Source organism: Streptomyces sp. H51, from assembly GCF_035656535.1.
Classification (GTDB): Bacteria; Actinomycetota; Actinomycetes; order Streptomycetales; family Streptomycetaceae; genus Streptomyces.
In genome coordinates this window covers 94,876-116,599 of the sequence record NZ_JAYMHD010000075.1, presented here as the reverse complement: position 1 = coordinate 116,599, position 21,724 = coordinate 94,876, and the positions used below count along the sequence as shown (strand labels likewise).

At 71.5% G+C, this 21,724-nt stretch carries 21 protein-coding genes; 20 read left to right on the top strand and 1 reads right to left on the bottom strand.

Annotated elements, in window-relative coordinates; genetic code table 11:
* The first annotated feature begins 138 nt into the window (after positions 1 to 138).
* The 7 genes from aroC (at position 139) to nusB (ending at position 6,264) form a co-directional block, all read left to right on the top strand.
* The gene (gene aroC, locus VKA29_RS27130; RefSeq protein ID WP_324788621.1) at positions 139 to 1,323 is read left to right on the top strand and encodes a chorismate synthase; all 1,185 of its coding nucleotides are present in this window, start codon (positions 139 to 141) and stop codon (positions 1,321 to 1,323) included.
* On the top strand, positions 1,320 to 1,835 hold the full coding sequence (locus VKA29_RS27125) for a shikimate kinase (RefSeq protein WP_324788620.1): 516 nt from the start codon (positions 1,320 to 1,322) through the stop codon (positions 1,833 to 1,835). Before aroC ends, VKA29_RS27125 begins: the two co-directional genes overlap by 4 nt.
* Positions 1,832 to 2,923 (top strand): 3-dehydroquinate synthase, encoded by a 1,092-nt coding sequence (gene aroB, locus VKA29_RS27120; protein WP_324788619.1) that lies wholly within the window; start codon positions 1,832 to 1,834, stop codon positions 2,921 to 2,923. Before VKA29_RS27125 ends, aroB begins: the two co-directional genes overlap by 4 nt.
* A gap of 176 nt (positions 2,924 to 3,099) precedes the next feature.
* The gene (locus VKA29_RS27115) at positions 3,100 to 3,975 is read left to right on the top strand and encodes a Pro-rich N-terminal domain-containing protein (protein WP_324788618.1); all 876 of its coding nucleotides are present in this window, start codon (positions 3,100 to 3,102) and stop codon (positions 3,973 to 3,975) included.
* Between the two features lie 131 nt (positions 3,976 to 4,106).
* Positions 4,107 to 5,213: an aminopeptidase P family protein gene (locus VKA29_RS27110; RefSeq protein ID WP_324788617.1), complete on the top strand. Its 1,107-nt coding sequence runs from the start codon at positions 4,107 to 4,109 to the stop codon at positions 5,211 to 5,213.
* 47 nt (positions 5,214 to 5,260) lie between these two features.
* Positions 5,261 to 5,827 (top strand): elongation factor P, encoded by a 567-nt coding sequence (efp, locus tag VKA29_RS27105; RefSeq protein ID WP_324788616.1) that lies wholly within the window; start codon positions 5,261 to 5,263, stop codon positions 5,825 to 5,827.
* Between the two features lie 2 nt (positions 5,828 to 5,829).
* Complete coding sequence (gene nusB / locus VKA29_RS27100) at positions 5,830 to 6,264, top strand: transcription antitermination factor NusB (protein ID WP_324788615.1); 435 nt, start codon at positions 5,830 to 5,832, stop codon at positions 6,262 to 6,264.
* 278 nt (positions 6,265 to 6,542) lie between these two features.
* On the opposite strand, the gene bldD is transcribed toward nusB, so the two are convergent.
* Entirely contained in the window at positions 6,543 to 7,046 is a 504-nt protein-coding gene (gene bldD, locus VKA29_RS27095) for a transcriptional regulator BldD (RefSeq protein WP_324788614.1), read from the bottom strand.
* A gap of 254 nt (positions 7,047 to 7,300) precedes the next feature.
* On the opposite strand from bldD, the gene pyrR reads away from it, so the two are divergent.
* From pyrR to metK, 13 genes are all read left to right on the top strand, one after another.
* Positions 7,301 to 7,873: a bifunctional pyr operon transcriptional regulator/uracil phosphoribosyltransferase PyrR gene (pyrR, locus tag VKA29_RS27090; RefSeq protein ID WP_324788613.1), complete on the top strand. Its 573-nt coding sequence runs from the start codon at positions 7,301 to 7,303 to the stop codon at positions 7,871 to 7,873.
* Positions 7,874 to 7,961: 88 nt separating this feature from the next.
* Positions 7,962 to 8,939: an aspartate carbamoyltransferase catalytic subunit gene (locus tag VKA29_RS27085; protein ID WP_324788612.1), complete on the top strand. Its 978-nt coding sequence runs from the start codon at positions 7,962 to 7,964 to the stop codon at positions 8,937 to 8,939.
* A 5-nt stretch (positions 8,940 to 8,944) separates the two neighbouring features.
* Entirely contained in the window at positions 8,945 to 10,231 is a 1,287-nt protein-coding gene (locus VKA29_RS27080) for a dihydroorotase (protein ID WP_324788611.1), read from the top strand.
* On the top strand, positions 10,228 to 10,788 hold the full coding sequence (locus VKA29_RS27075; protein WP_324788609.1) for a hypothetical protein: 561 nt from the start codon (positions 10,228 to 10,230) through the stop codon (positions 10,786 to 10,788). Before VKA29_RS27080 ends, VKA29_RS27075 begins: the two co-directional genes overlap by 4 nt.
* Positions 10,785 to 11,942: a glutamine-hydrolyzing carbamoyl-phosphate synthase small subunit gene (gene carA, locus VKA29_RS27070; protein WP_324788608.1), complete on the top strand. Its 1,158-nt coding sequence runs from the start codon at positions 10,785 to 10,787 to the stop codon at positions 11,940 to 11,942. Before VKA29_RS27075 ends, carA begins: the two co-directional genes overlap by 4 nt.
* Positions 11,935 to 15,246 (top strand): carbamoyl-phosphate synthase large subunit, encoded by a 3,312-nt coding sequence (gene carB / locus VKA29_RS27065; protein ID WP_324788607.1) that lies wholly within the window; start codon positions 11,935 to 11,937, stop codon positions 15,244 to 15,246. Before carA ends, carB begins: the two co-directional genes overlap by 8 nt.
* 57 nt (positions 15,247 to 15,303) lie before the next feature.
* The gene (locus tag VKA29_RS27060; RefSeq protein WP_324788606.1) at positions 15,304 to 16,410 is read left to right on the top strand and encodes a quinone-dependent dihydroorotate dehydrogenase; all 1,107 of its coding nucleotides are present in this window, start codon (positions 15,304 to 15,306) and stop codon (positions 16,408 to 16,410) included.
* Entirely contained in the window at positions 16,407 to 17,249 is an 843-nt protein-coding gene (gene pyrF, locus VKA29_RS27055; RefSeq protein ID WP_324788605.1) for an orotidine-5'-phosphate decarboxylase, read from the top strand. The genes VKA29_RS27060 and pyrF overlap by 4 nt, the downstream gene beginning before the upstream one ends.
* A 331-nt stretch (positions 17,250 to 17,580) precedes the next feature.
* Entirely contained in the window at positions 17,581 to 17,904 is a 324-nt protein-coding gene (locus VKA29_RS27050; protein ID WP_003977346.1) for an integration host factor, read from the top strand.
* 60 nt (positions 17,905 to 17,964) lie between these two features.
* On the top strand, positions 17,965 to 18,522 hold the full coding sequence (gmk, locus tag VKA29_RS27045; RefSeq protein ID WP_324788604.1) for a guanylate kinase: 558 nt from the start codon (positions 17,965 to 17,967) through the stop codon (positions 18,520 to 18,522).
* Between the two features lie 49 nt (positions 18,523 to 18,571).
* Positions 18,572 to 18,844: a DNA-directed RNA polymerase subunit omega gene (rpoZ, locus tag VKA29_RS27040; protein ID WP_003977348.1), complete on the top strand. Its 273-nt coding sequence runs from the start codon at positions 18,572 to 18,574 to the stop codon at positions 18,842 to 18,844.
* Positions 18,845 to 18,982: 138 nt separating this feature from the next.
* Positions 18,983 to 20,188 (top strand): bifunctional phosphopantothenoylcysteine decarboxylase/phosphopantothenate--cysteine ligase CoaBC, encoded by a 1,206-nt coding sequence (gene coaBC, locus VKA29_RS27035; protein ID WP_324788603.1) that lies wholly within the window; start codon positions 18,983 to 18,985, stop codon positions 20,186 to 20,188.
* Positions 20,189 to 20,429: 241 nt separating this feature from the next.
* Positions 20,430 to 21,638 carry a methionine adenosyltransferase gene (gene metK / locus VKA29_RS27030; RefSeq protein WP_324788602.1) on the top strand — a complete coding sequence of 403 codons (1,209 nt, stop codon included), beginning with the start codon at positions 20,430 to 20,432 and terminating at the stop codon, positions 21,636 to 21,638.
* The last annotated feature ends 86 nt before the right edge of the window (positions 21,639 to 21,724 follow it).

The window sequence follows — 21,724 nt, the reverse complement described above, 5'->3', positions numbered from 1 at the left end:
CCGTCGGCCGGGTCCGGGGCCCGGACGTGGGAGGATCGGAGAAGGCGGGCCGGGACCGCGCACCTGGTCGCGCCGTCGCCGTACGCGAGGACGCGTGTACGCAAGGCAGTACCAGGGCGCGAGCACTGAGGAGCATCGTTGAGCAGGCTGCGTTGGCTGACCGCGGGGGAGTCCCACGGTCCCGCCCTTGTCGCGACGCTGGAGGGCCTCCCCGCCGGCGTGCCGATCACCACGGAGATGGTCGCCGACCACCTCGCGCGGCGGCGGCTCGGCTATGGCCGCGGTGCGCGGATGAAGTTCGAGCGGGACGAGGTCACCTTCCTCGGCGGCGTCCGGCACGGTCTCACCCTCGGCTCCCCGGTGGCGATCATGGTCGGCAACACCGAGTGGCCGAAGTGGGAGCAGGTGATGGCCGCCGACCCGGTCGATCCCGAGGTGCTCGCCGGGCTCGCCCGCAACGCCCCGCTGACCCGCCCGCGGCCCGGCCACGCGGACCTGGCGGGCATGCAGAAGTACGGCTTCGACGAGGCCCGGCCGATCCTGGAGCGCGCCTCCGCCCGGGAGACCGCGGCGCGGGTGGCGCTGGGTGCGGTGGCCCGCTCGTACCTGAAGGAGACGGCCGGCATCGAGGTGGTCTCCCACGTGGTGGAGCTGGCCGGCGCGAGGGCGCCGCGCGGGGTGTACCCGACCCCCGCGGACGTCGCCGGGCTGGACGCCGATCCGGTGCGCTGCCTGGACGCGGACGCGTCGAAGGCGATGGTCGCGGAGATCGACCAGGCGCACAAGGACGGCGACACGCTCGGCGGTGTGGTGGAGGTGCTGGCCTACGGCGTGCCGGTCGGCCTGGGCTCGCACGTGCACTGGGACCGCAAGCTGGACGCGCGGCTGGCGGCGGCCCTGATGGGCATCCAGGCGATCAAGGGCGTCGAGGTCGGTGACGGGTTCGAGCTGGCGCGGGTGCCGGGCTCGAAGGCGCACGACGAGATCGTCACCACGCCCGAGGGGATCAAGCGGGCGACGGGCCGCTCCGGCGGCACCGAGGGCGGGCTGACCACCGGTGAGCTGCTGCGGGTACGCGCCGCCATGAAGCCGATCGCGACCGTGCCGCGGGCCCTGCAGACCGTCGACGTCGCCACCGGCGAGCCGGCGCAGGCCCACCACCAGCGCTCCGACGTGTGCGCGGTGCCGGCGGCCGGAATCGTGGCGGAGGCCATGGTCGCGCTCGTCCTGGCGGACGCGGTGGCGGAGAAGTTCGGCGGCGACAGCGTGGCCGAGACCCGCCGCAACGTGCGGTCGTACCTCGACCACCTGCCGATCCGATGAGCGGGCCGCTGGTCGTCCTGGTCGGGCCGATGGGTGTGGGCAAGTCCACCGTCGGCCGGCTGCTGGCCGAGCGGCTCGGCGTGGCCTACCGCGACACCGACGACGACATCGTGGCCGAGCAGGGCCGCGCCATCGCCGAGATCTTCGTCGACGAGGGCGAGCCGGTCTTCCGCGCGCTCGAGAAGCAGGCCGTGCGCACCGCACTGGCCGCTCACGACGGCATCCTCGCGCTCGGCGGCGGCGCCGTCCTCGACGCCGACACCCGCGCGCTGCTGGCCGGACGGCGCGTCGTCTACCTCTCGATGGACGTCGAGGAGGCGGTCAGGCGCACCGGGCTGAACGCGGCCCGTCCGCTGCTCGCGGTCAACCCGCGCAGGCAGTGGCGGGAGCTGATGGAGGCGCGGCGGCACCTGTACGAGGAGGTCGCCACGGCCGTGGTGACCACCGACGGCCGCACGCCCGAAGAGGTCACCCAAGCCGCCCTGGACGCACTGGAGTTGAAGGAAGCATGAGCGAGGCAGTCACCCGCATCCAGGTCGGCGGCACCGCGGGCAGCGAGCCCTACGAGGTCCTGGTGGGCCGTCAGCTGCTGGGGGAGCTGGCCGGCTTGATCGGTGCGAAGGCCAAGCGGGTCGCCGTGATCCACCCGGAGGCGCTCGCCGAGACCGGTGAGGCGCTGCGCGCCGACCTCGCCGGGCAGGGCTACGACGCGGTCGCCATTCAGGTGCCCAACGCCGAGGAGGCCAAGACCGTCGAGGTCGCCGCCTACTGCTGGAAGGCGCTCGGCCAGTCCGGCTTCACCCGCTCCGACGCCATCGTCGGCGTCGGCGGCGGCGCGACCACGGACCTGGCCGGGTTCGTGGCCGCGACCTGGCTGCGCGGGGTGCGCTGGATCGCCATCCCGACGACCGTGCTGGCCATGGTGGACGCGGCGGTCGGTGGCAAGACCGGCATCAACACCGCCGAGGGCAAGAACCTGGTCGGCTCCTTCCACCCGCCGGCGGGCGTGCTGTGCGACCTGGCCGCGCTGGAGTCGCTCCCGGTCAACGACTACGTCTCCGGCCTCGCCGAGATCATCAAGGCCGGATTCATCGCCGACCCGGTGATCCTCGACCTGATCGAGTCCGACCCGCAGGCCGCCCGCGGCCCCTCCGGACCGCACACCGCGGAGCTCATCGAGCGCTCCATCCGGGTCAAGGCGGAGGTCGTCTCCGCCGACCTGAAGGAATCGGGCCTGCGCGAGATCCTCAACTACGGCCACACCCTCGGCCACGCCATCGAGAAGAACGAGCGCTACAAGTGGCGGCACGGCGCGGCCGTCGCCGTCGGCATGCACTTCGCCGCCGAACTCGGGCGGCTGGCGGGCCGTCTGGACGACGCCACCGCCGACCGCCACCGCACGATCCTGCAGGCCGTCGGGCTCCCGCTGCACTACCGCCACGACCAGTGGCCCAAGCTGCTGGAGAACATGAGGGTCGACAAGAAGTCCCGCGGTGACCTGCTGCGCTTCGTCGTGCTGGACGGCCTGGCGAAGCCCACCGTCCTGGAGGGCCCGGACCCGGCCGTGCTCGTCGCCGCGTACGGAGAAGTGGGCCAGTAGGCCCGGCCGGACACCGGCCACCCGAAAACCCCTGTCCCCGACGGGCACTTCGGACCGTCCCCGGCCGTTTCACCGAACGGCGGCGGGGGACGGTACCGTTCGGTGGCGAGCGGGGTCCGCGCAGAGCGTGCCCCGCGGCCAGCGCCAATTGCCTGTACGAGACGGAGTGGCACCGGATGCAGCACGCAGTGGGTTCTCCGCTGCCGCCGCCCCACCAGCCGGGGCACGGACCGGCCGCCGGCTGGTCGTCGGCCGCACACCACCCGGGCCAGCACCCCCCGGGCACCCACCAGGGCTCGGCACCCGTGCCCCCGCCGCCCGCGGCCCCGGGTTTCCCCGCCGCGACGCCCGCGGCTCCGGCTGCCGCCCCGCCCGCCCCGCAGCACGCCCCGGCCGCGCCGGTCCCGGAGACCACGGGCCACGTCCCGCTGCCGCCGGGCGGCCCGGTCGCCATGCCCAGCGCCCCGCCCGCCACCGCCGTGCCCGATCCGACCACCACGATCCTCGCGGTCCTGCTGATCGGTCCCGCGGGCGCCGGCAAGACGAGCGTCGCCAAGTACTGGGCCGACCACCGCCGGGTCCCCACCGCCCACATCAGCCTCGACGACGTGCGGGAATGGGTCCGCTCCGGCTTCGCCGACCCGCAGTCCGGCTGGAACGACAACTCCGAGGCGCAGTACCGCCTGGCCCGCCGCACCTGCGGATTCGCCGCGCGCAACTTCCTGGCCAACGGCATCTCGTGCATCCTCGACGACGCCGTCTTCCCCGACCGCCCGGTCGTCGGCCTCGGCGGCTGGAAGCGCCACGTGGGCCCCGGCCTGCTCCCGGTGGTGCTGCTGCCCGGTCTGGAGGTCGTCCTGGAGCGCAATGCCGAGCGCACGGGCAACCGCCGCCTCAGCGACGAGGAGGTCGCCCGCATCCACGGCCGCATGGCGGGCTGGTACGGCTCGGGACTGCCGATCATCGACAACTCCCAGCTGGACGTGGCACAGACCGCCCAGGTCCTGGACGAGGTGCTGGCCCGGGCGATCACCAGCCCCCCGAGCTGGTAGCCGCCGGGGTCCTCCGGGCCGGGTCCGCCGGACCGGGCGCCCCGGGCCGGGTCCGCCGGTCCGTCCCCCGTTCGGCACCCTTCACACCCTCCCAACCGGCACAAAACGGTCAGCGCTCCTAGGCTCATCTCATGTCAGAGATGCACGCCATCCGCCGAACCCGGCTCAGGGAGCAGTGCAACGCGGCCGGCAACGCGGCAGCGCTCGTCACCCGCCCCGCCAACGTGCGCTACCTCGCGGGCGCCGCCCCGCGCGGCGCCGTCCTGCTGCTCGGCAGGACCGAGGACCTGCTGGTCTGCCCCGGCCCGCCGGACGACCGCCCCACGCAAGGCCGCCCCGACGAGACACTGCGCGTGCACACGCTCCTGGGCGCCGGCGGCGACCCCGCGGTCGCCGCCGCCGGCCTCGCCGAGGCGCAGCGCGCCGACTCCCTCGCCGTCGAGGAACACCACCTCACCGTCTCCCGGCACCGCGCCCTCGCCTCGGTCGCGCCGCGGCTGCGCTTCGCGGACCTCTCGGCCGCGGTCGAACAGCTCAGAGTGGTCAAGGACGAGGAGGAGATCTCCTGCCTGCGCATCGGTGCCGAGATCGCCGACCAGGCCCTCGGCGAACTGCTGGAGTCCATCCTCGTCGGCCGCACCGAACGCCACCTCGCCCTGGAACTCGAACGACGCCTCGTCGACCACGGCGCCGACGGCCCCGCCTTCCCCACCTCCGTCGCCACCGGCCCGAACGCCGGCCGCCGCGCCCACCGGCCCACCGACCGGCGGGTCGAGGAGGGCGACTTCCTCTCCGTCTGCCTGGGCGCCATGTACCGCGGCTACCGCTGCGAGATCGGCCGCACCTTCGTCATCGGCACCACCCCGGCCGACTGGCAGATCGAGCTGTACGACCTCGTCTTCGCCGCCCAGCGCGCCGGCCGCGAGACCCTGGCGCCCGGTGCCGCCCACCGTGACGTGGACCGCGCGGCACGGCAGGTCCTGGACTCGGCGGGCTACGCGGAGGCCCTCCCGGCCCTGACCGGACACGGTGTCGGACTCGAAATCGACGAGGACCCGCAGTTGGCTCCCGCTTCCATGGGTAAACTGGACGCTTGCGTGCCGGTCACCGTCGAACCGGGGGTCCACCTCCCGGGCCGGGGCGGCGTCCGGATCGATGACACGCTCGTCGTCCGCCCCGAGGCGGACGGCGGACCCGAGCTACTCACCATCACGACCAAGGAGCTGCTCGCGCTATAGGTGCGTGCCCCGGGGTCGTCCACGTCAGTCCAGGAGATTCCGCAACCGTGGCTTCCACGAACGACCTCAAGAACGGCATGGTGCTCAAGCTCGAAGGCGGCCAGCTCTGGTCCGTCGTCGAGTTCCAGCACGTCAAGCCCGGCAAGGGCCCGGCCTTCGTGCGCACCAAGCTCAAGAACGTGCTCTCCGGCAAGGTCGTCGACAAGACCTTCAACGCCGGTGTCAAGGTCGAGACGGCCACCGTCGACAAGCGCGACATGCAGTTCTCCTACATGGACGGCGAGTACTTCGTCTTCATGGACATGGAGACCTACGACCAGCTCATGGTCGACCGCAAGGCCGTCGGCGACGCCGCCAACTTCCTCATCGAGGGCTTCACCGCCACCGTCGCGCAGCACGAGGGCGAGGTGCTCTTCGTCGAGCTCCCGGCCGCCGTGGAGCTGACGGTCGCGGAGACCGAGCCGGGCGTCCAGGGCGACCGCTCCACCGGCGGCACCAAGCCCGCCACGCTGGAGACCGGCCACCAGATCCAGGTCCCGCTCTTCATCACCACCGGTGAGAAGATCAAGGTCGACACCCGTACGAGCGACTACCTCGGCCGGGTGAACAGCTAACCGTGGCTGCCCGCAACACGGCCCGCAAGCGCGCCTTCCAGATCCTCTTCGAGGGCGACCAGCGCGGCGCCGACGCCCTGACGGTTCTCGCCGACTGGATCCGGCTGTCCCGGACCGACACCCGTCAGCCGCCGGTGAGCGAGTACACGATGCAGCTCGTCGAGGGCTACGCGGGACACGCGAAGCGCATCGACGAGCTGATCGCGCAGTACTCGGTCGGCTGGACGCTCGACCGGATGCCGGTGGTCGACCGCAACATCCTGCGCCTGGGCGCCTACGAGCTGATCTGGGTCGACGAGACCCCGGACGCCGTCGTCCTGGACGAGATGGTGCAGCTGGCGAAGGAGTTCTCCACGGACGAGTCGCCCTCGTTCGTCAACGGCCTGCTCGGCCGGCTGAAGGACCTCAAGCCCTCGCTGCGCCGCGAAGAGGCGTGAGGGGCACCAGCGACGCACCACGCCGGAGGGCCCGCGGCACGACCGCCGCGGGCCCTCCGGCGTTTCCGCGCGGGCTTCGAAGGCCCCGCGCAGGTGTCGAAGGCCCCGCGCAGGTGCCGAGGGCCGTTCCCGCGCAGGAGCCGAGGGCCGGTTCCGCGCGGGTGTGGAAGGCACCGTCTTCCGCGCAGGCGCGGCAGGCCGCACAAAACCGCCGGGGTGGCCGGAACCGTGAAGTTCCGGCCACCCCGGCGGCACGTTTCTGCTGAGGCGCCCGGGACTCAGTTCTCCTCGTGGGCCGCGACGGCACGCCGCGCGTCCGCGTCCAGCACGCCCCAGCTGATCAGCTGCTCGGTCAGGACCGACGGGGACTGGTCGTAGATGACGGCGAGTGTGCGCAGGTCGTCCTGGCGGATCGACAGCACCTTGCCGTTGTAGTCACCGCGCTGCGACTGGATCGTCGCCGCGTACCGCTGGAGGGGTCCCGCCTTCTCGGCCGGCACGGTGGCCAGCCGCTCCAGGTCCAGGACCAGCTTCGGCGGCGGCTCGGCGGCCCCGCCCGGGGTGGTGCCCGGCAGCAGCTCCTGCACCGGAACGCCATAGAAATCCGCCAGCTCGGCGAGGCGCTGCACGGTCACGGCGCGGTCGCCGCGCTCGTACGAACCGACCACGACCGCCTTCCAGCGGCCCTGGCTCTTCTCCTCGACACCGTGGAGGGAAAGGCCCTGCTGGGTGCGGATGGCCCGGAGCTTGGCCCCGAGCTGTTTGGCGTATTCGCTGGACATATGGCTCCCCGGACACTGTGTCGACGCGGCTGCGGGTGGGTCCGCGCCGCGCGTCTGGTAACTCACTGTGAGGTTACGCAGCGTGACTCTCGCGCGTCAAGCCGAATGGTCCACACCGACCCTTCCGTGGCGGCGGTGGCTGAATACGCCAGGGGGGTGATCAGGGATGTCACGTGCGCCTGCTACCGTGGATGGCGCAAATCCGACGTCCTTTAAGGTCCGTCCCGTGAGGCGGAGAAGGAGGTCCGTTTCTCATGGACACCCAAGCATCCGATGCGCGGCCCGTTCTCGAGGCTCCCGACATCGCGCGGGTCCTGACCCGCATCGCCCACGAGATCGTCGAGCGCGCCAAGGGCGCCGACGACGTGGTGCTCCTCGGCATCCCGACCCGAGGCGTCTTCCTCGCCCGGCGGCTCGCCGCGAAGCTCGAGGAGATCACCGACCGCAAGATCCCGGTCGGGTCGCTGGACATCACCATGTACCGCGACGACCTGCGCATGCACCCGCCGCGTGCGCTGGCCCGCACCGAGATCCCCGGTGACGGCCTCGACGGCAGGCTGGTCGTCCTCGTCGACGACGTGCTCTTCTCCGGCCGCACCATCCGCGCCGCCCTCGACGCCCTGAACGACATCGGGCGCCCGCGCGCGGTGCAGCTCGCGGTCCTCGTCGACCGCGGCCACCGCGAACTGCCCATCCGCGCCGACTACGTCGGCAAGAACCTCCCCACGTCGTTGCGGGAGACGGTCAAGGTCCAGCTCGCCGAGGAGGACGGTCGCGACACCGTGCTGCTCGGTGCCAAGCGGACCGCTCCGGGCGCGCAGCAGTAGCGCACGCGCGTACGTCACCGCCGTACCCGCGCGCAGTCGCGCCCCCGCCTGCCCGAAATCTCCTGAACTGCCTTACGGAGCCTGACAGATGCAGCGTCATCTCATCTCGGCCGCCGACCTCACCCGCGACGACGCCGTCCTGATCCTCGACACCGCCGAGGAGATGGCCCGGGTCGCCGACCGGCCGATCAAGAAACTGCCGACCCTGCGCGGCCGCACGGTCGTCAACCTCTTCTTCGAGGACTCCACCCGGACCCGGATCTCCTTCGAAGCCGCGGAGAAGCGCCTGTCCGCGGACGTCATCAACTTCTCCGCCAAGGGCTCCAGCGTGTCCAAGGGCGAGTCCCTGAAGGACACCGCCCAGACCCTGGAGGCCATGGGCGTCGACGCCGTGGTCATCCGGCACGGTGCCTCCGGAGCGCCCTACCGCCTCGCCAACTCCGGCTGGATCGACGCCGCGGTCGTCAACGCCGGCGACGGCACCCACCAGCACCCCACCCAGGCGCTGCTCGACGCGTTCACCATGCGCCGCCGCCTGGTCGGCCGGGACGCCGGCCTCGGCCAGGACCTGTCCGGCAAGCGGATCACCATCGTCGGCGACGTCCTGCACAGCCGGGTCGCCCGCTCCAACGTCGACCTGCTGCACACCCTCGGCGCCGAGGTCACCCTGGTCGCCCCGCCCACCCTGGTGCCGGTCGGCGTCGAGCACTGGCCGTGCGAGGTGTCGTACGACCTCGACTCCACGCTTCCCAAGTCCGACGCGGTGATGATGCTGCGCGTCCAGCGCGAGCGCATGAACGCCGCCTTCTTCCCGACCGAGCGCGAGTACTCCCGGCGCTACGGCCTCGACGGCGACCGCATGGCGCGGATGCCCGAGCACGCGATCGTGATGCACCCCGGGCCGATGGTCCGCGGCATGGAGATCACCGCCGAGGTCGCCGACTCCGGCCGCTGCACCGCCGTCGAGCAGGTCGCGAACGGGGTGTCCATCCGGATGGCCGTCCTGTACCTGCTGCTCGGAGGCAACGAGCCCGCCGTCACCCACACCCGTACCGAGGAGAAGTAAGACCCATGAGCAAGATCCTTATCCGTGGTGCGAAGGTGCTCGGCGGCGAGCCGCAGGACGTGCTGATCGACGGCGAGACGATCGCCGCGGTGGGTGAGGGGCTGAGCGCGGACGGAGCCGAGGTCGTGGAGGCGGCCGGCAAGGTGCTGCTGCCGGGCCTGGTCGACCTGCACACGCACCTGCGCGAGCCCGGCCGCGAGGACTCCGAGACCGTGCTGACCGGCACCCGCGCCGCGGCGAGCGGCGGATACACCGCCGTGTTCGCCATGGCCAACACCTTCCCGGTCGCCGACACCGCCGGCGTGGTCGAGCAGGTCTACCGGCTCGGGCAGGAGCACGGCTACTGCGACGTGCAGCCCATCGGCGCCGTCACCGTCGGCCTGGAGGGCAGGAAGCTCGCCGAACTGGGCGCCATGCACGAGTCGGCGGCGGGCGTCACCGTCTTCTCCGACGACGGCAAGTGCGTCGACGACGCGGTGATCATGCGCCGGGCGCTGGAGTACGTGAAGGCCTTCGGCGGCGTCGTCGCCCAGCACGCGCAGGAGCCGCGGCTGACCGAGGGCGCGCAGATGAACGAGGGCGTCGTCTCCGCCGAGCTGGGCCTCGGCGGCTGGCCCGCCGTCGCCGAGGAGTCGATCATCGCGCGGGACGTGCTGCTCGCCGAGCACGTCGGCTCCCGCGTCCACATCTGCCATCTGTCGACGGCGGGCAGCGTCGAGATCGTCCGCTGGGCGAAGTCCCGCGGCATCGACGTCACCGCCGAGGTCACCCCGCACCACCTGCTGCTCACCGACGAGCTGGTGCGCACCTACAACCCGGTCTACAAGGTCAACCCGCCGCTGCGCACCGAGCGCGACGTGCACGCGCTGCGCGAGGCGCTCGCCGACGGCACGATCGACATCGTCGCCACCGACCACGCCCCCCACCCGCACGAGGACAAGGACTGCGAGTGGGCCGCGGCCGCCATGGGCATGGTCGGGCTGGAGACCGCGCTGTCGGTGGTCCAGGAGACCATGGTGGAGACGGGCCTGCTGGACTGGGCCCAGGTCGCCGAGCGCATGTCCTTCACGCCCGCCCGGATCGGCCGGGCCACCGGTCACGGGCGTCCCGTCTCGGCTGGTGAGCCCGCCAACCTCACCCTCGTCGACACGGCATACCGTGGGACGGTGGACCCCACGGGCTTCGCCTCGCGCAGCCGCAACACCCCCTACGAGGGGCGTGAGCTGCCGGGCCGTGTGACGCACACGTGGCTGAGGGGCAAGGCCACCCTCGTCGACGGGAAGCTCACGTGACACCTGTAATCCTGCTCGCGGCCGAGAAGAAGTCGGCCGAGGTCACCGACTGGGCCGCCCGCGTCGGCTGGCTCGTCGGCCTCGCCCTGTTCGTCGCGCTCGTCTACTGGCTGATGCGCGAGGGCTGGAAGTGGCGCGGCACGCTCCAGGGCGACCTGCCCGAGCTGCCCAGCGCGCCGGACGAGCCCGGCGAGCCGAAACTGACCATGAGCGGCCGCTACCACGGCTCCACCACCGCCGGACAGTGGCTCGACCGGATCGTGGCGCACGGTCTCGGCACCCGCAGCCTGGCCGAGCTCACGCTGACGGACGCGGGACTGGACGTCGTACGCCCCGGCGCGAGCGACTTCTTCGTCCCGGCCGCACAGCTGCGCGGGGCCCGCCTCGACAAGGGCATCGCCGGCAAGGTCCTGACCGAGGGCGGCCTGCTCGTGGTGACCTGGGCGCACGGTGAGCGGCTGATCGACTCCGGGTTCCGCTCCGACCGGGCGGCCGAGCACACCGAGTGGGTCGACACCCTGAACGAGATGATCAACAAGACGGAAGGCGCACGATGACAACCTCCACCAAGGGAGCTGCCAGGGTTCCCGCCGTACTCGTCCTGGAGGACGGCCGGATGTTCCGCGGCCGTGCCTACGGGGCCGTGGGGGTGACCTTCGGCGAAGCCGTGTTCTCCACCGGCATGACCGGCTACCAGGAGACCCTCACCGACCCGTCGTACCACCGCCAGGTCGTCGTGATGACCGCACCGCACGTCGGCAACACCGGCGTCAACGACGAGGACCCGGAGTCCCGGCGCATCTGGGTCGCCGGATACGTCGTGCGCGACCCCGCGCGCGTGCCGTCCAACTGGCGCTCCCGCCGCTCCCTCGACGAGGAACTGCGCCACCAGGGCGTCGTCGGCATCAGCGGCATCGACACCCGCGCGCTCACCCGTCACCTGCGCGAGCGCGGCGCCATGCGCGTCGGCATCTTCTCCGGCCAGGCGCTGCCCGACGAGGGCACCATGCTCGCCGAGGTCCGCCAGGCCCCCGAGATGCAGGGCGCGGACCTGTCCGCCGAGGTCGCCACCAAGGAGGCGTACGTCGTCCCGGCGATCGGTGCGAAGAAGTTCACCGTCGCCGCCGTCGACCTGGGCATCAAGGGAATGACCCCGCACCGCATGGCCGAGCGCGGCATCGAGGTGCACGTGCTCCCGGCGACCGCGACCGCCGAGGACGTCTACGCCGTCAACCCCGACGGAGTGTTCTTCTCCAACGGCCCCGGCGACCCCGCCACCGCCGACCACGCGGTCTCCGTCATGCGGGCGGTCCTGGAGCGCGGCACGCCGCTGTTCGGCATCTGCTTCGGCAACCAGATCCTGGGCCGCGCCCTCGGCTTCGGCACCTACAAGCTCAAGTACGGCCACCGCGGCATCAACCAGCCGGTGCAGGACCGCACCACCGGCAAGGTCGAGGTCACCGCGCACAACCACGGCTTCGCCGTCGACGCCCCGCTCGACGAGGTCTCCGACACCCCCTACGGCCGCGCCGAGGTCTCCCACGTGTGCCTCAACGACAACGTGGTCGAGGGCCTGCGGCTCCTCGACCGCCCGGCCTTCAGCGTCCAGTACCACCCCGAAGCGGCCGCCGGCCCGCACGACGCCGCCTACCTGTTCGACCGCTTCACGTCTTTGATGAGCACAGCACTGATGGAGGGCCAGCGTGCCTAAGCGCACCGATATCCAGTCCGTCCTGGTCATCGGCTCCGGCCCGATCGTCATCGGCCAGGCCGCCGAGTTCGACTACTCCGGCACCCAGGCGTGCCGCGTGCTCAAGGCCGAGGGCCTGCGCGTCATCCTCGTCAACTCCAACCCGGCGACGATCATGACCGACCCGGAGATCGCCGACGCCACCTACGTCGAGCCGATCACCCCGGAGTTCGTCGAGAAGATCATCGCCAAGGAGCGGCCCGACGCCCTGCTGCCCACCCTGGGCGGCCAGACGGCCCTGAACACCGCGATCTCGCTGCACGAGAACGGCGTCCTGGACAAGTACGGCGTCGAGCTGATCGGCGCCAACGTCGCGGCGATCCACAAGGGCGAGGACCGCGACCAGTTCAAGGAGGTCGTGGAGGAGGTCCGCAGGAAGATCGGGCACGGCGAGTCCGCCCGCTCGGTGATCTGCCACACCATGGACGAGGTCCTCGCCGGCGTGGAGCAGCTCGGCGGCTACCCGGTCGTCGTCCGCCCCTCCTTCACCATGGGCGGCGCCGGCTCCGGCTTCGCCCACGACGAGGAGGAGCTGCGCCGCATCGCCGGCCAGGGCCTGACGCTCTCGCCGACCACCGAGGTGCTCCTGGAGGAGTCCATCCTCGGCTGGAAGGAGTACGAGCTGGAGCTGATGCGCGACAAGCACGACAACGTCGTGGTCGTCTGCTCCATCGAGAACTTCGACCCGATGGGCGTGCACACCGGCGACTCGATCACCGTCGCCCCGGCGATGACGCTGACCGACCGCGAGTACCAGATCCTGCGCGACATCGGCATCGCCGTCATCCGCGAGGTCGGCGTCGACACCGGCGGCTGCAACATCCAGTTCGCGGTGAACCCCGAGGACGGCCGGGTCATCGTCATCGAGATGAACCCGCGCGTGTCGCGCTCCTCGGCGCTGGCCTCCAAGGCCACCGGCTTCCCGATCGCCAAGATCGCCGCGAAGCTCGCGGTCGGCTACAGCCTCGACGAGATCCCGAACGACATCACGCGGGAGACCCCGGCCTCCTTCGAGCCGACGCTCGACTACGTCGTCGTCAAGGCCCCGCGGTTCGCCTTCGAGAAGTTCCCGAGCGCCGACTCCACGCTGACCACCACCATGAAGTCGGTCGGCGAGGCCATGGCCATCGGCCGCAACTTCACCGAGGCCTTCCAGAAGGCGCTGCGCTCGCTGGAGAAGAAGGGCAGCCAGTTCACCTTCGTCGGCGAGCCCGCCGGAGACAAGGACGAGCTGCTGGCGGCGGCCGTACGGCCCACCGACGGCCGGATCAACACCGTCATGCAGGCCATCCGCGCGGGCGCCACCCCCGAGGAGGTCTTCGAGTACACGAAGATCGACCCCTGGTTCGTCGACCAGCTGTTCCTCATCAAGGAGATCGCCGACGAGCTGGCCGAGGCCCCGGAGCTCACCCCCGACCTGCTCGCCGAGGCCAAGCGGCACGGCTTCTCCGACCAGCAGATCGGCGAGATCCGCGGCCTGCGCGAGGACGTCGTCCGCGAGGTGCGGCACGCGCTCGGCATCCGCCCGGTCTACAAGACGGTCGACACCTGCGCCGCCGAGTTCGCGGCGCAGACGCCGTACTTCTACTCCTCCTACGACGAGGAGACCGAGGTCGCGCCCCGCGAGAAGCCGGCCGTGATCATCCTCGGCTCCGGGCCGAACCGCATCGGGCAGGGCATCGAGTTCGACTACTCCTGCGTGCACGCGTCCTTCGCGCTGAGCGACGCCGGGTACGAGACGGTGATGGTCAACTGCAACCCGGAGACCGTCTCCACCGACTACGACACCTCCGACCGCCTCTACTTCGAGCCGCTGACGCTGGAGGACGTGCTGGAGATCGTGCACGCCGAGCAGCAGGCCGGCCCGGTCGCGGGCGTGATCGTGCAGCTCGGCGGCCAGACCCCGCTGGGCCTGTCGCAGGCGCTGAAGGACAACGGCGTGCCGATCGTCGGCACCTCCCCGGAGGCCATCCACGCCGCCGAGGACCGCGGCGCCTTCGGCCGCGTGCTCGCCGAGGCGGGCCTGCCGGCCCCCAAGCACGGCACCGCCACCACCTTCGCCGAGGCCAAGGCCATCGCCGACGAGATCGGCTACCCGGTCCTGGTCCGGCCGTCGTACGTGCTGGGCGGCCGCGGCATGGAGATCGTCTACGACGAGTCCCGGCTGTCGTCCTACATCGCCGAGTCGACCGAGATCAGCCCCTCCCGGCCGGTCCTCGTCGACCGGTTCCTGGACGACGCGATCGAGATCGACGTGGACGCGCTCTACGACGGCGAGGAGCTGTACCTCGGCGGCGTCATGGAGCACATCGAGGAGGCCGGCATCCACTCCGGCGACTCGGCGTGCGCGCTGCCGCCGATCACCCTGGGCGGCTTCGACATCAAGCGCCTGCGCGCCTCCACCGAGGCCATCGCACGCGGCGTCGGGGTGCGCGGCCTGATCAACATCCAGTTCGCGCTGGCCGGCGACATCCTGTACGTCCTCGAGGCCAACCCGCGCGCCTCCCGTACGGTCCCCTTCACCTCGAAGGCGACCGCGGTGCCGCTGGCGAAGGCCGCCGCCCGGATCTCCCTGGGCGCGACCGTCGCCGAGCTGCGCGAAGAGGGGCTGCTGCCGAAGAACGGCGACGGCGGCGAGCTGCCGCTGGACGCGCCGATCTCGGTCAAGGAGGCCGTGATGCCCTGGAGCCGCTTCCGGGACACCTCCGGACGCGGTGTGGACACCGTCCTCGGCCCGGAGATGCGTTCCACCGGCGAGGTCATGGGCATCGACTCCGTCTTCGGCACGGCGTACGCCAAGTCGCAGGCGGGCGCCTACGGGCCGCTGCCGACCAAGGGCCGTGCCTTCATCTCGGTCGCCAACCGCGACAAGCGCTCGATGATCTTCCCGGCGCGCGAACTGGTCGGGCACGGGTTCGAGCTGCTCGCCACGTCCGGCACGGCCGAGGTGCTCAAGCGCAACGGCATCAACGCCACCGTCGTGCGCAAGCAGTCCGAGGGCACCGGCCCCGACGGCGAGAGGACCATCGTCCAGCTCATCCACGACGGCGAGGTCGACCTCATCGTCAACACCCCGTACGGCACCGGCGGCCGGCTCGACGGCTACGAGATCCGCACGGCGGCCGTGGCGCGGTCGGTCCCGTGCCTGACGACGGTCCAGGCGCTCGCCGCCGCCGTCCAGGGCATCGACGCCCTCAACCACGGCGACGTGGGCGTCCGCTCGCTCCAGGAACACGCCGAGCACCTGACCGCGGCCCGCGACTAGCCACCGACGAGGGGGACACCGGAAACGGTGTCCCCCTCTTCATGAGGACACCGAGACATGTACCAGCTTTTCTTCCGCCTGCTCTTCCGACGGATGGACCCGGAGCGGGCCCACCACCTCGCCTTCCGCTGGATCCGCCTGGCCGCCCGCGTCCCGGGCCTGCGCACCTTCCTCGCGGCCGCCCTCGCGCCCCGCCACAAGGAACTGCGCACCGAGGCGTTCGGCCTGCGGATGCACGGCCCGTTCGGGCTCGCGGCCGGCTTCGACAAGAACGCGGTCGGCATCGACGGCCTGGCGATGCTCGGCTTCGATCACGTCGAGATCGGCACGGTGACCGGAGAGGCCCAGCCCGGCAACCCCGGGAAGCGCCTGTTCCGCCTCGTGCCGGACCGCGCGCTGATCAACCGCATGGGCTTCAACAACGAGGGCTCGCTGGCCGTCGCCGCCCGCCTCGCCTCCCGCAACCCGGCCTTCCGGACCGTCGTGGGCGTCAACATCGGCAAGACCAAGGTGGTGCCGGAGGCCGAGGCGGCCGCCGACTACGTGAAGTCCGCCGAGAGGCTGGCGCCCTACGCCGACTACCTGGTCGTGAACGTGTCGTCCCCGAACACGCCCGGCCTGCGCAACCTCCAGGCCACCGAGGCGCTGCGCCCGCTGCTCACGGCCGTCCGCGAGGCCGCCGACCGGGCGGTCCCCGCGCGGCGCGTGCCGCTGCTGGTGAAGATCGCCCCCGACCTCGCCGACGAGGACATCGACGCGGTGGCCGACCTGGCCGTCGACCTCGGCCTGGACGGCATCATCGCCACCAACACCACCATCGCGCGCGAGGGACTCGGCCTGACGTCCTCGCCCTCGCTGGTGAAGGAGACCGGCGGCCTGTCCGGCGCGCCGCTGAAGGCCCGCTCCCTTCAGGTGCTGCGCCGCCTGTACGCGCGCGTGGGCGACCGCATCACGCTCGTCGGCGTCGGCGGCGTCGAGACGGCCGAGGACGCCTGGCAGCGCATCCTGGCCGGTGCCACGCTGGTACAGGGCTACAGCGCCTTCATCTACGAAGGCCCCTTCTGGAGCCGCGCCGTCCACAAGGGGCTCGCCGCCCGGCTGCGGACGAGCCCGTACGCCACCCTCGCCGACGCGGTCGGCGCCGACGTGAGGAGGTCCGCATGACCCTGGAACCCTTCGGCGCCCGGCTGCGCCGCGCGATGGACGAGCGGGGCCCGCTGTGCGTCGGCATCGACCCGCACGCCTCCCTGCTCACCGAATGGGGCCTGAACGACGACGTGGCCGGCCTGGAGCGGTTCAGCCGCACGGTGGTCGAGGCGATGGCCGGCCGGATCGCCGTCCTGAAGCCGCAGAGCGCGTTCTTCGAGCGCTTCGGGTCCCGCGGCGTCGCCGTCCTGGAGAAGACGGTCGAGGAGGCGCGGGCCGCCGGCGCGCTGGTCGTCATGGACGCCAAGCGGGGCGACATCGGCTCGACCATGGCCGCCTACGCCGAGTCGTTCCTGCGCAAGGACTCACCGCTGTTCTCCGACGCGCTGACCGTCTCCCCGTACCTCGGCTACGGCTCGCTCAGCCCGGCCGTCGCGCTGGCGCGGGAGAACGGCACGGGCCTGTTCGTGCTGGCGCTGACCTCGAACCCGGAGGGCGGCGAGGTGCAGCACGCGGTCCGTGCGGACGGGCGGGACGTCGGCGCGACGATGCTGGCCCACCTGGCCGCCGAGAACGTGGGGGAGGAGCCCCTGGGGTCCTTCGGCGCGGTCGTCGGCGCCACGCTGGGCGACCTGTCGTCGTACGACCTCGACATCAACGGTCCGCTGCTGGCGCCCGGCGTCGGAGCCCAGGGGGCCACGCCGGCCGATCTGCCCCGGGTCTTCGGCAGCGCGATCCGCAATGTCGTCCCGAACGTCAGCAGGGGCGTGCTGCGGCACGGTCCCGACGTCGCCTCGCTGCGCTCGGCGGCCGACCGCTTCGCGGAGGAGATCCGCGCCGCGCTGGCCGCCGCGTGAGGCTTTCGTGACGGGCGTCAGGGGCGCTCGAGCCGCTCGTCCGGGCCCTCCGGTCGGTCTCCGCGGGCTCGTTCGAGTCTGAATACATCCTCAAATCCGGGGCATTATGTCCTAAATGTCCGTCCTGGTGGAGGCTGACCAGGACTTTTCCGCTGTTCTCGCTGACTCTGGCGGACTTGCCCGCTAGTCTCCGACGAGTGAGGGCAGCTCCCACGCCCTCCAGTCAGTGGGGGAGAACGGGCAGCGTGTTGCTCGCGGCTCCCCAGGTGTGGGGCGACTAGGTTCCTCACCGGTCCGTATCCGACAGTTCGACATCCGAGGTGACGTAGGCGTGGCTCTTCCGCCCCTTACCCCTGAACAGCGCGCAGCCGCGCTCGAAAAGGCCGCCGCGGCTCGCCGGGAGCGGGCCGAGGTCAAGAATCGACTCAAGCACTCCGGCGCCTCCCTGCACGAGGTCATCAAGCAGGGCCAGGAGAACGACGTCATCGGCAAGATGAAGGTCTCCGCCCTGCTCGAGTCCCTTCCCGGCGTGGGCAAGGTCCGCGCCAAGCAGATCATGGAGCGACTCGGCATCTCCGAGAGCCGCCGCGTGCGGGGTCTCGGGTCCAACCAGATCGCCTCTCTGGAGCGCGAGTTCGGCAGCACCGGCTCCTGATTCCGGGGCGCTGCGTACCTGGCGTCCCGGGCACCCCGGGAGTGCTGGAATAATCGCTGCATGAGCGAACGTCCGCGGCTGACCGTGCTCTCCGGCCCCTCAGGGGTCGGCAAGAGCACGGTCGTCGCCCATATGCGCAAGGAACACCCCGAGGTCTGGCTCTCGGTGTCGGCGACGACCCGCAAGCCCCGCCCCGGTGAGCAGCACGGAGTCCACTACTTCTTCGTCACCGACGAGGAGATGGACAAGCTGATCGCCAACGGCGAGCTGCTGGAGTGGGCCGAGTTCGCCGGCAACCGCTACGGCACGCCGCGCGCGGCCGTGCTGGAGCACCTGGAGTCCGGGGTCCCGGTCCTGCTGGAGATCGACCTCCAGGGCGCCCGGCAGGTCCGCGAGACCATGCCCGAGGGCCGGCTGGTGTTCCTGGCTCCTCCCTCCTGGGAGGAGCTGGTGCGCAGACTCACCGGGCGGGGCACCGAGCCGCCCGAGGTGATCGAGCGCCGGCTGTCCGCCGCGAAGATCGAGCTGGCGGCCGAGCCCGAGTTCGACACGACCCTGGTCAACACCTCCGTCGAGGACGTGGCGCGCGAGCTGCTAGCCTTGATGGATGTGGTCTGACCGGCACCGGTCACCGCACATTTCTTTCCCACCCATCGGAAGGTAGAGCGTGTCCTCTTCCATCTCCGCGCCCGAGGGCATCATCAACCCGCCGATCGACGAGCTCCTCGAGGCCACCGACTCGAAGTACAGCCTCGTGATCTACGCGGCCAAGCGGGCCCGCCAGATCAACGCGTACTACTCGCAGCTCGGCGAGGGCCTCCTCGAGTACGTCGGTCCGCTCGTCGACACCCACGTGCACGAGAAGCCGCTCTCGATCGCCCTGCGCGAGATCAACGCGGGTCTGCTGACGTCCGAGGCCATCGAAGGCCCGGCGCAGTAATATCAGCAGCTTCGCGGTCGACTTTTCCACAGGCCCGGCGGCACGTCCGCCGGGCCTGTGGTCTGCTCGGGGGAGCGGGATCCGTTCCCGCGGTGATGCAGCATGTAAGGCGTACGTTTCCTAGGCCGGGGAGAGACGGTGGACAAGCCGAAGGTCGTTCTGGGGGTCAGCGGTGGCATCGCCGCGTACAAGGCCTGTGAGCTGCTGCGGAGGCTGACGGAGTCGGGACACGACGTGCGCGTCGTGCCCACCGCCTCCGCGCTGCACTTCGTCGGCGCCGCGACCTGGTCCGCGCTGTCCGGACATCCCGTCGCCACCGAGGTCTGGGACGACGTCCACGAGGTGCCGCACGTGCGCCTCGGCCAGCAGGCCGATCTGGTGGTCGTCGCCCCCACCACCGCCGACACGCTCGCCCGGGCGGCCCACGGCCTCGCCGACGACCTGCTCACCAACACCCTCCTCACGGCCCGCTGCCCGGTCGTCTTCGCCCCGGCGATGCACACCGAGATGTGGGAGCACCCGGCCACCCAGGAGAACGTGGCGACACTGCGCCGTCGCGGCGCCGTCGTCATCGAGCCGGCCGTCGGCCGGCTCACGGGCGTCGACACCGGCAAGGGACGGCTGCCCGACCCGGCCGAGATCTTCGAGGTCTGCCGCCGGGTGCTCGCCAGGGGGGTGCGGGAGCCGGACCTCGCCGGCCGGCACGTGGTGGTCAGCGCGGGCGGCACCCGCGAGCCCCTCGACCCGGTCCGCTTCCTCGGCAACCGCTCCTCCGGCAAGCAGGGCTACGCCCTCGCCCGCACCGCCGCCGCGCGCGGCGCCCGGGTCACGCTCGTCGCCGCCAACACCGGCCTGCCCGACCCGGCGGGCGTGGACGTCGTCCGGGCCGGCACCGCGGTGCAGCTGCGCGAGGCGGTGCTGAAGGCGGCGGCGGACGCCGACGCCGTCGTGATGGCCGCCGCGGTCGCCGACTTCCGCCCGGCTCAGTACGCGGCCGGGAAGATAAAGAAGCAGGACGACGGCCGGGACCCCGATCCCGTCGTCCTGGTACGGAATCCGGACATCCTCGCGGAGGTGTCGGCCGACCGGGCGCGGCCCGGACAGGTGATCGTCGGCTTCGCCGCGGAGACCGACGACGTCCTGGCCAACGGCCGCGCCAAGCTGGTCCGCAAGGGCTGCGACCTGCTCGTGGTGAACGAGGTGGGCGAGCGGAAGACGTTCGGCTCCGAGGAGAACGAGGCCGTGGTGCTCGGCGCCGACGGCACCGAAACGCCCGTGCCGTACGGCCCCAAGGAGGCCCTGGCCGAAATCGTGTGGGACCTGGTGGCGCAGCGCCTGCACTGAGTGCTTGATTCACTTCCCGGCCCGTTCGAACCACGCACTCGGGGGATGCGGCGACCCTGGCCAAGCCCCCCGGTGATTGGGCAGAATGCCCGTGCCGCAGGTCACAGCGCTCCCGAGAGGCGAGACAGGGGGCCCGGTGGCCAGGTGTGACCGATAAACTGTTCTCGGACGATGCCGGGCGCAGCCCCCGAGCCCGTCCGCCAATGATCAGCCAGCAGCCGCTGCAACCCCAGGGAGCGTTGTGTCCCGTCGCCTGTTCACCTCGGAGTCCGTGACCGAGGGTCACCCCGACAAGATCGCTGACCAGATCAGCGACACCATTCTCGACGCGCTCCTGCGCGAGGACCCGACCTCCCGGGTCGCCGTCGAGACGCTGATCACCACCGGCCTGGTGCACGTGGCCGGAGAGGTCACGACCAAGACCTACGCGGACATCGCGACCCTCGTCCGCAACAAGATCCTCGAGATCGGTTACGACTCCTCCAAGAAGGGCTTCGACGGAGCCTCCTGCGGCGTCTCGGTGTCCATCGGCGCCCAGTCCCCGGACATCGCGCAGGGCGTCGACACGGCGTACGAGACCCGTGTCGAGGGCGACGACGACGAACTGGACCGCCAGGGCGCCGGCGACCAGGGCCTGATGTTCGGCTACGCGAGCGACGAGACGCCGACCCTGATGCCGCTGCCGATCTTCCTGGCGCACCGCCTGTCGAAGCGCCTGTCCGACGTCCGCAAGAACGGCACCATCCCCTACCTGCGCCCGGACGGCAAGACGCAGGTCACCATCGAGTACGACGGCGACAAGGCGGTCCGCCTGGACACGGTCGTGGTCTCCTCGCAGCACGCGAGCGACATCGACCTGGACTCCCTCCTGGCGCCGGACATCCGCGAGTTCGTCGTCGAGCCCGAGCTGAAGGCGCTGCTCGACGACGGCATCAAGCTCGACACCGAGAACTACCGCCTGCTGGTCAACCCGACCGGCCGCTTCGAGATCGGTGGCCCGATGGGCGACGCCGGCCTCACCGGCCGCAAGATCATCATCGACACGTACGGCGGCATGGCCCGCCACGGCGGCGGCGCCTTCTCGGGCAAGGACCCGTCCAAGGTGGACCGCTCGGCCGCGTACGCGATGCGCTGGGTGGCGAAGAACGTCGTGGCGGCCGGCCTGGCCTCCCGCTGCGAGGTCCAGGTGGCGTACGCGATCGGCAAGGCCGAGCCCGTCGGCCTGTTCGTCGAGACCTTCGGCACCGCCAAGATCGACCACGAGAAGATCGAGAAGGCCATCGACGAGGTCTTCGACCTCCGCCCGGCCGCGATCATCCGCGACCTCGACCTGCTCCGCCCGATCTACGCCCAGACCGCGGCATACGGCCACTTCGGCCGTGAGCTGCCCGACTTCACCTGGGAGAAGACGGACCGCGTGGAGGCGCTGCGGCAGGCCGCCGGCCTGTAAGGGCCCACGCACACCTGGAGTGCCCCCGAGCTTCTGCGGAGCGCGGGGGCGTCTTCATGTCCGGGGGCGGGGTGCGACGCCGGCTC

Bases quoted from the DNA above. Each gene is read 5' to 3' on its own strand.
- pyrF (WP_324788605.1), top strand. From the start codon at position 16,407: ATGACCCTGGAACCCTTCGGCGCCCGGCTGCGCCGCGCGATGGACGAG.
- VKA29_RS27085 (WP_324788612.1), top strand. From the start codon at position 7,962: ATGCAGCGTCATCTCATCTCGGCCGCCGACCTCACCCGCGACGACGCC.
- VKA29_RS27110 (WP_324788617.1), top strand. From the start codon at position 4,107: ATGTCAGAGATGCACGCCATCCGCCGAACCCGGCTCAGGGAGCAGTGC.
- VKA29_RS27060 (WP_324788606.1), top strand. From the start codon at position 15,304: ATGTACCAGCTTTTCTTCCGCCTGCTCTTCCGACGGATGGACCCGGAG.
- VKA29_RS27080 (WP_324788611.1), top strand. From the start codon at position 8,945: ATGAGCAAGATCCTTATCCGTGGTGCGAAGGTGCTCGGCGGCGAGCCG.
- gmk (WP_324788604.1), top strand. From the start codon at position 17,965: ATGAGCGAACGTCCGCGGCTGACCGTGCTCTCCGGCCCCTCAGGGGTC.
- pyrR (WP_324788613.1), top strand. From the start codon at position 7,301: ATGGACACCCAAGCATCCGATGCGCGGCCCGTTCTCGAGGCTCCCGAC.
- aroB (WP_324788619.1), top strand. From the start codon at position 1,832: ATGAGCGAGGCAGTCACCCGCATCCAGGTCGGCGGCACCGCGGGCAGC.
- VKA29_RS27115 (WP_324788618.1), top strand. From the start codon at position 3,100: ATGCAGCACGCAGTGGGTTCTCCGCTGCCGCCGCCCCACCAGCCGGGG.
- bldD (WP_324788614.1), bottom strand. From the start codon at position 7,046: ATGTCCAGCGAATACGCCAAACAGCTCGGGGCCAAGCTCCGGGCCATC.
- carA (WP_324788608.1), top strand. From the start codon at position 10,785: ATGACAACCTCCACCAAGGGAGCTGCCAGGGTTCCCGCCGTACTCGTC.
- VKA29_RS27125 (WP_324788620.1), top strand. From the start codon at position 1,320: ATGAGCGGGCCGCTGGTCGTCCTGGTCGGGCCGATGGGTGTGGGCAAG.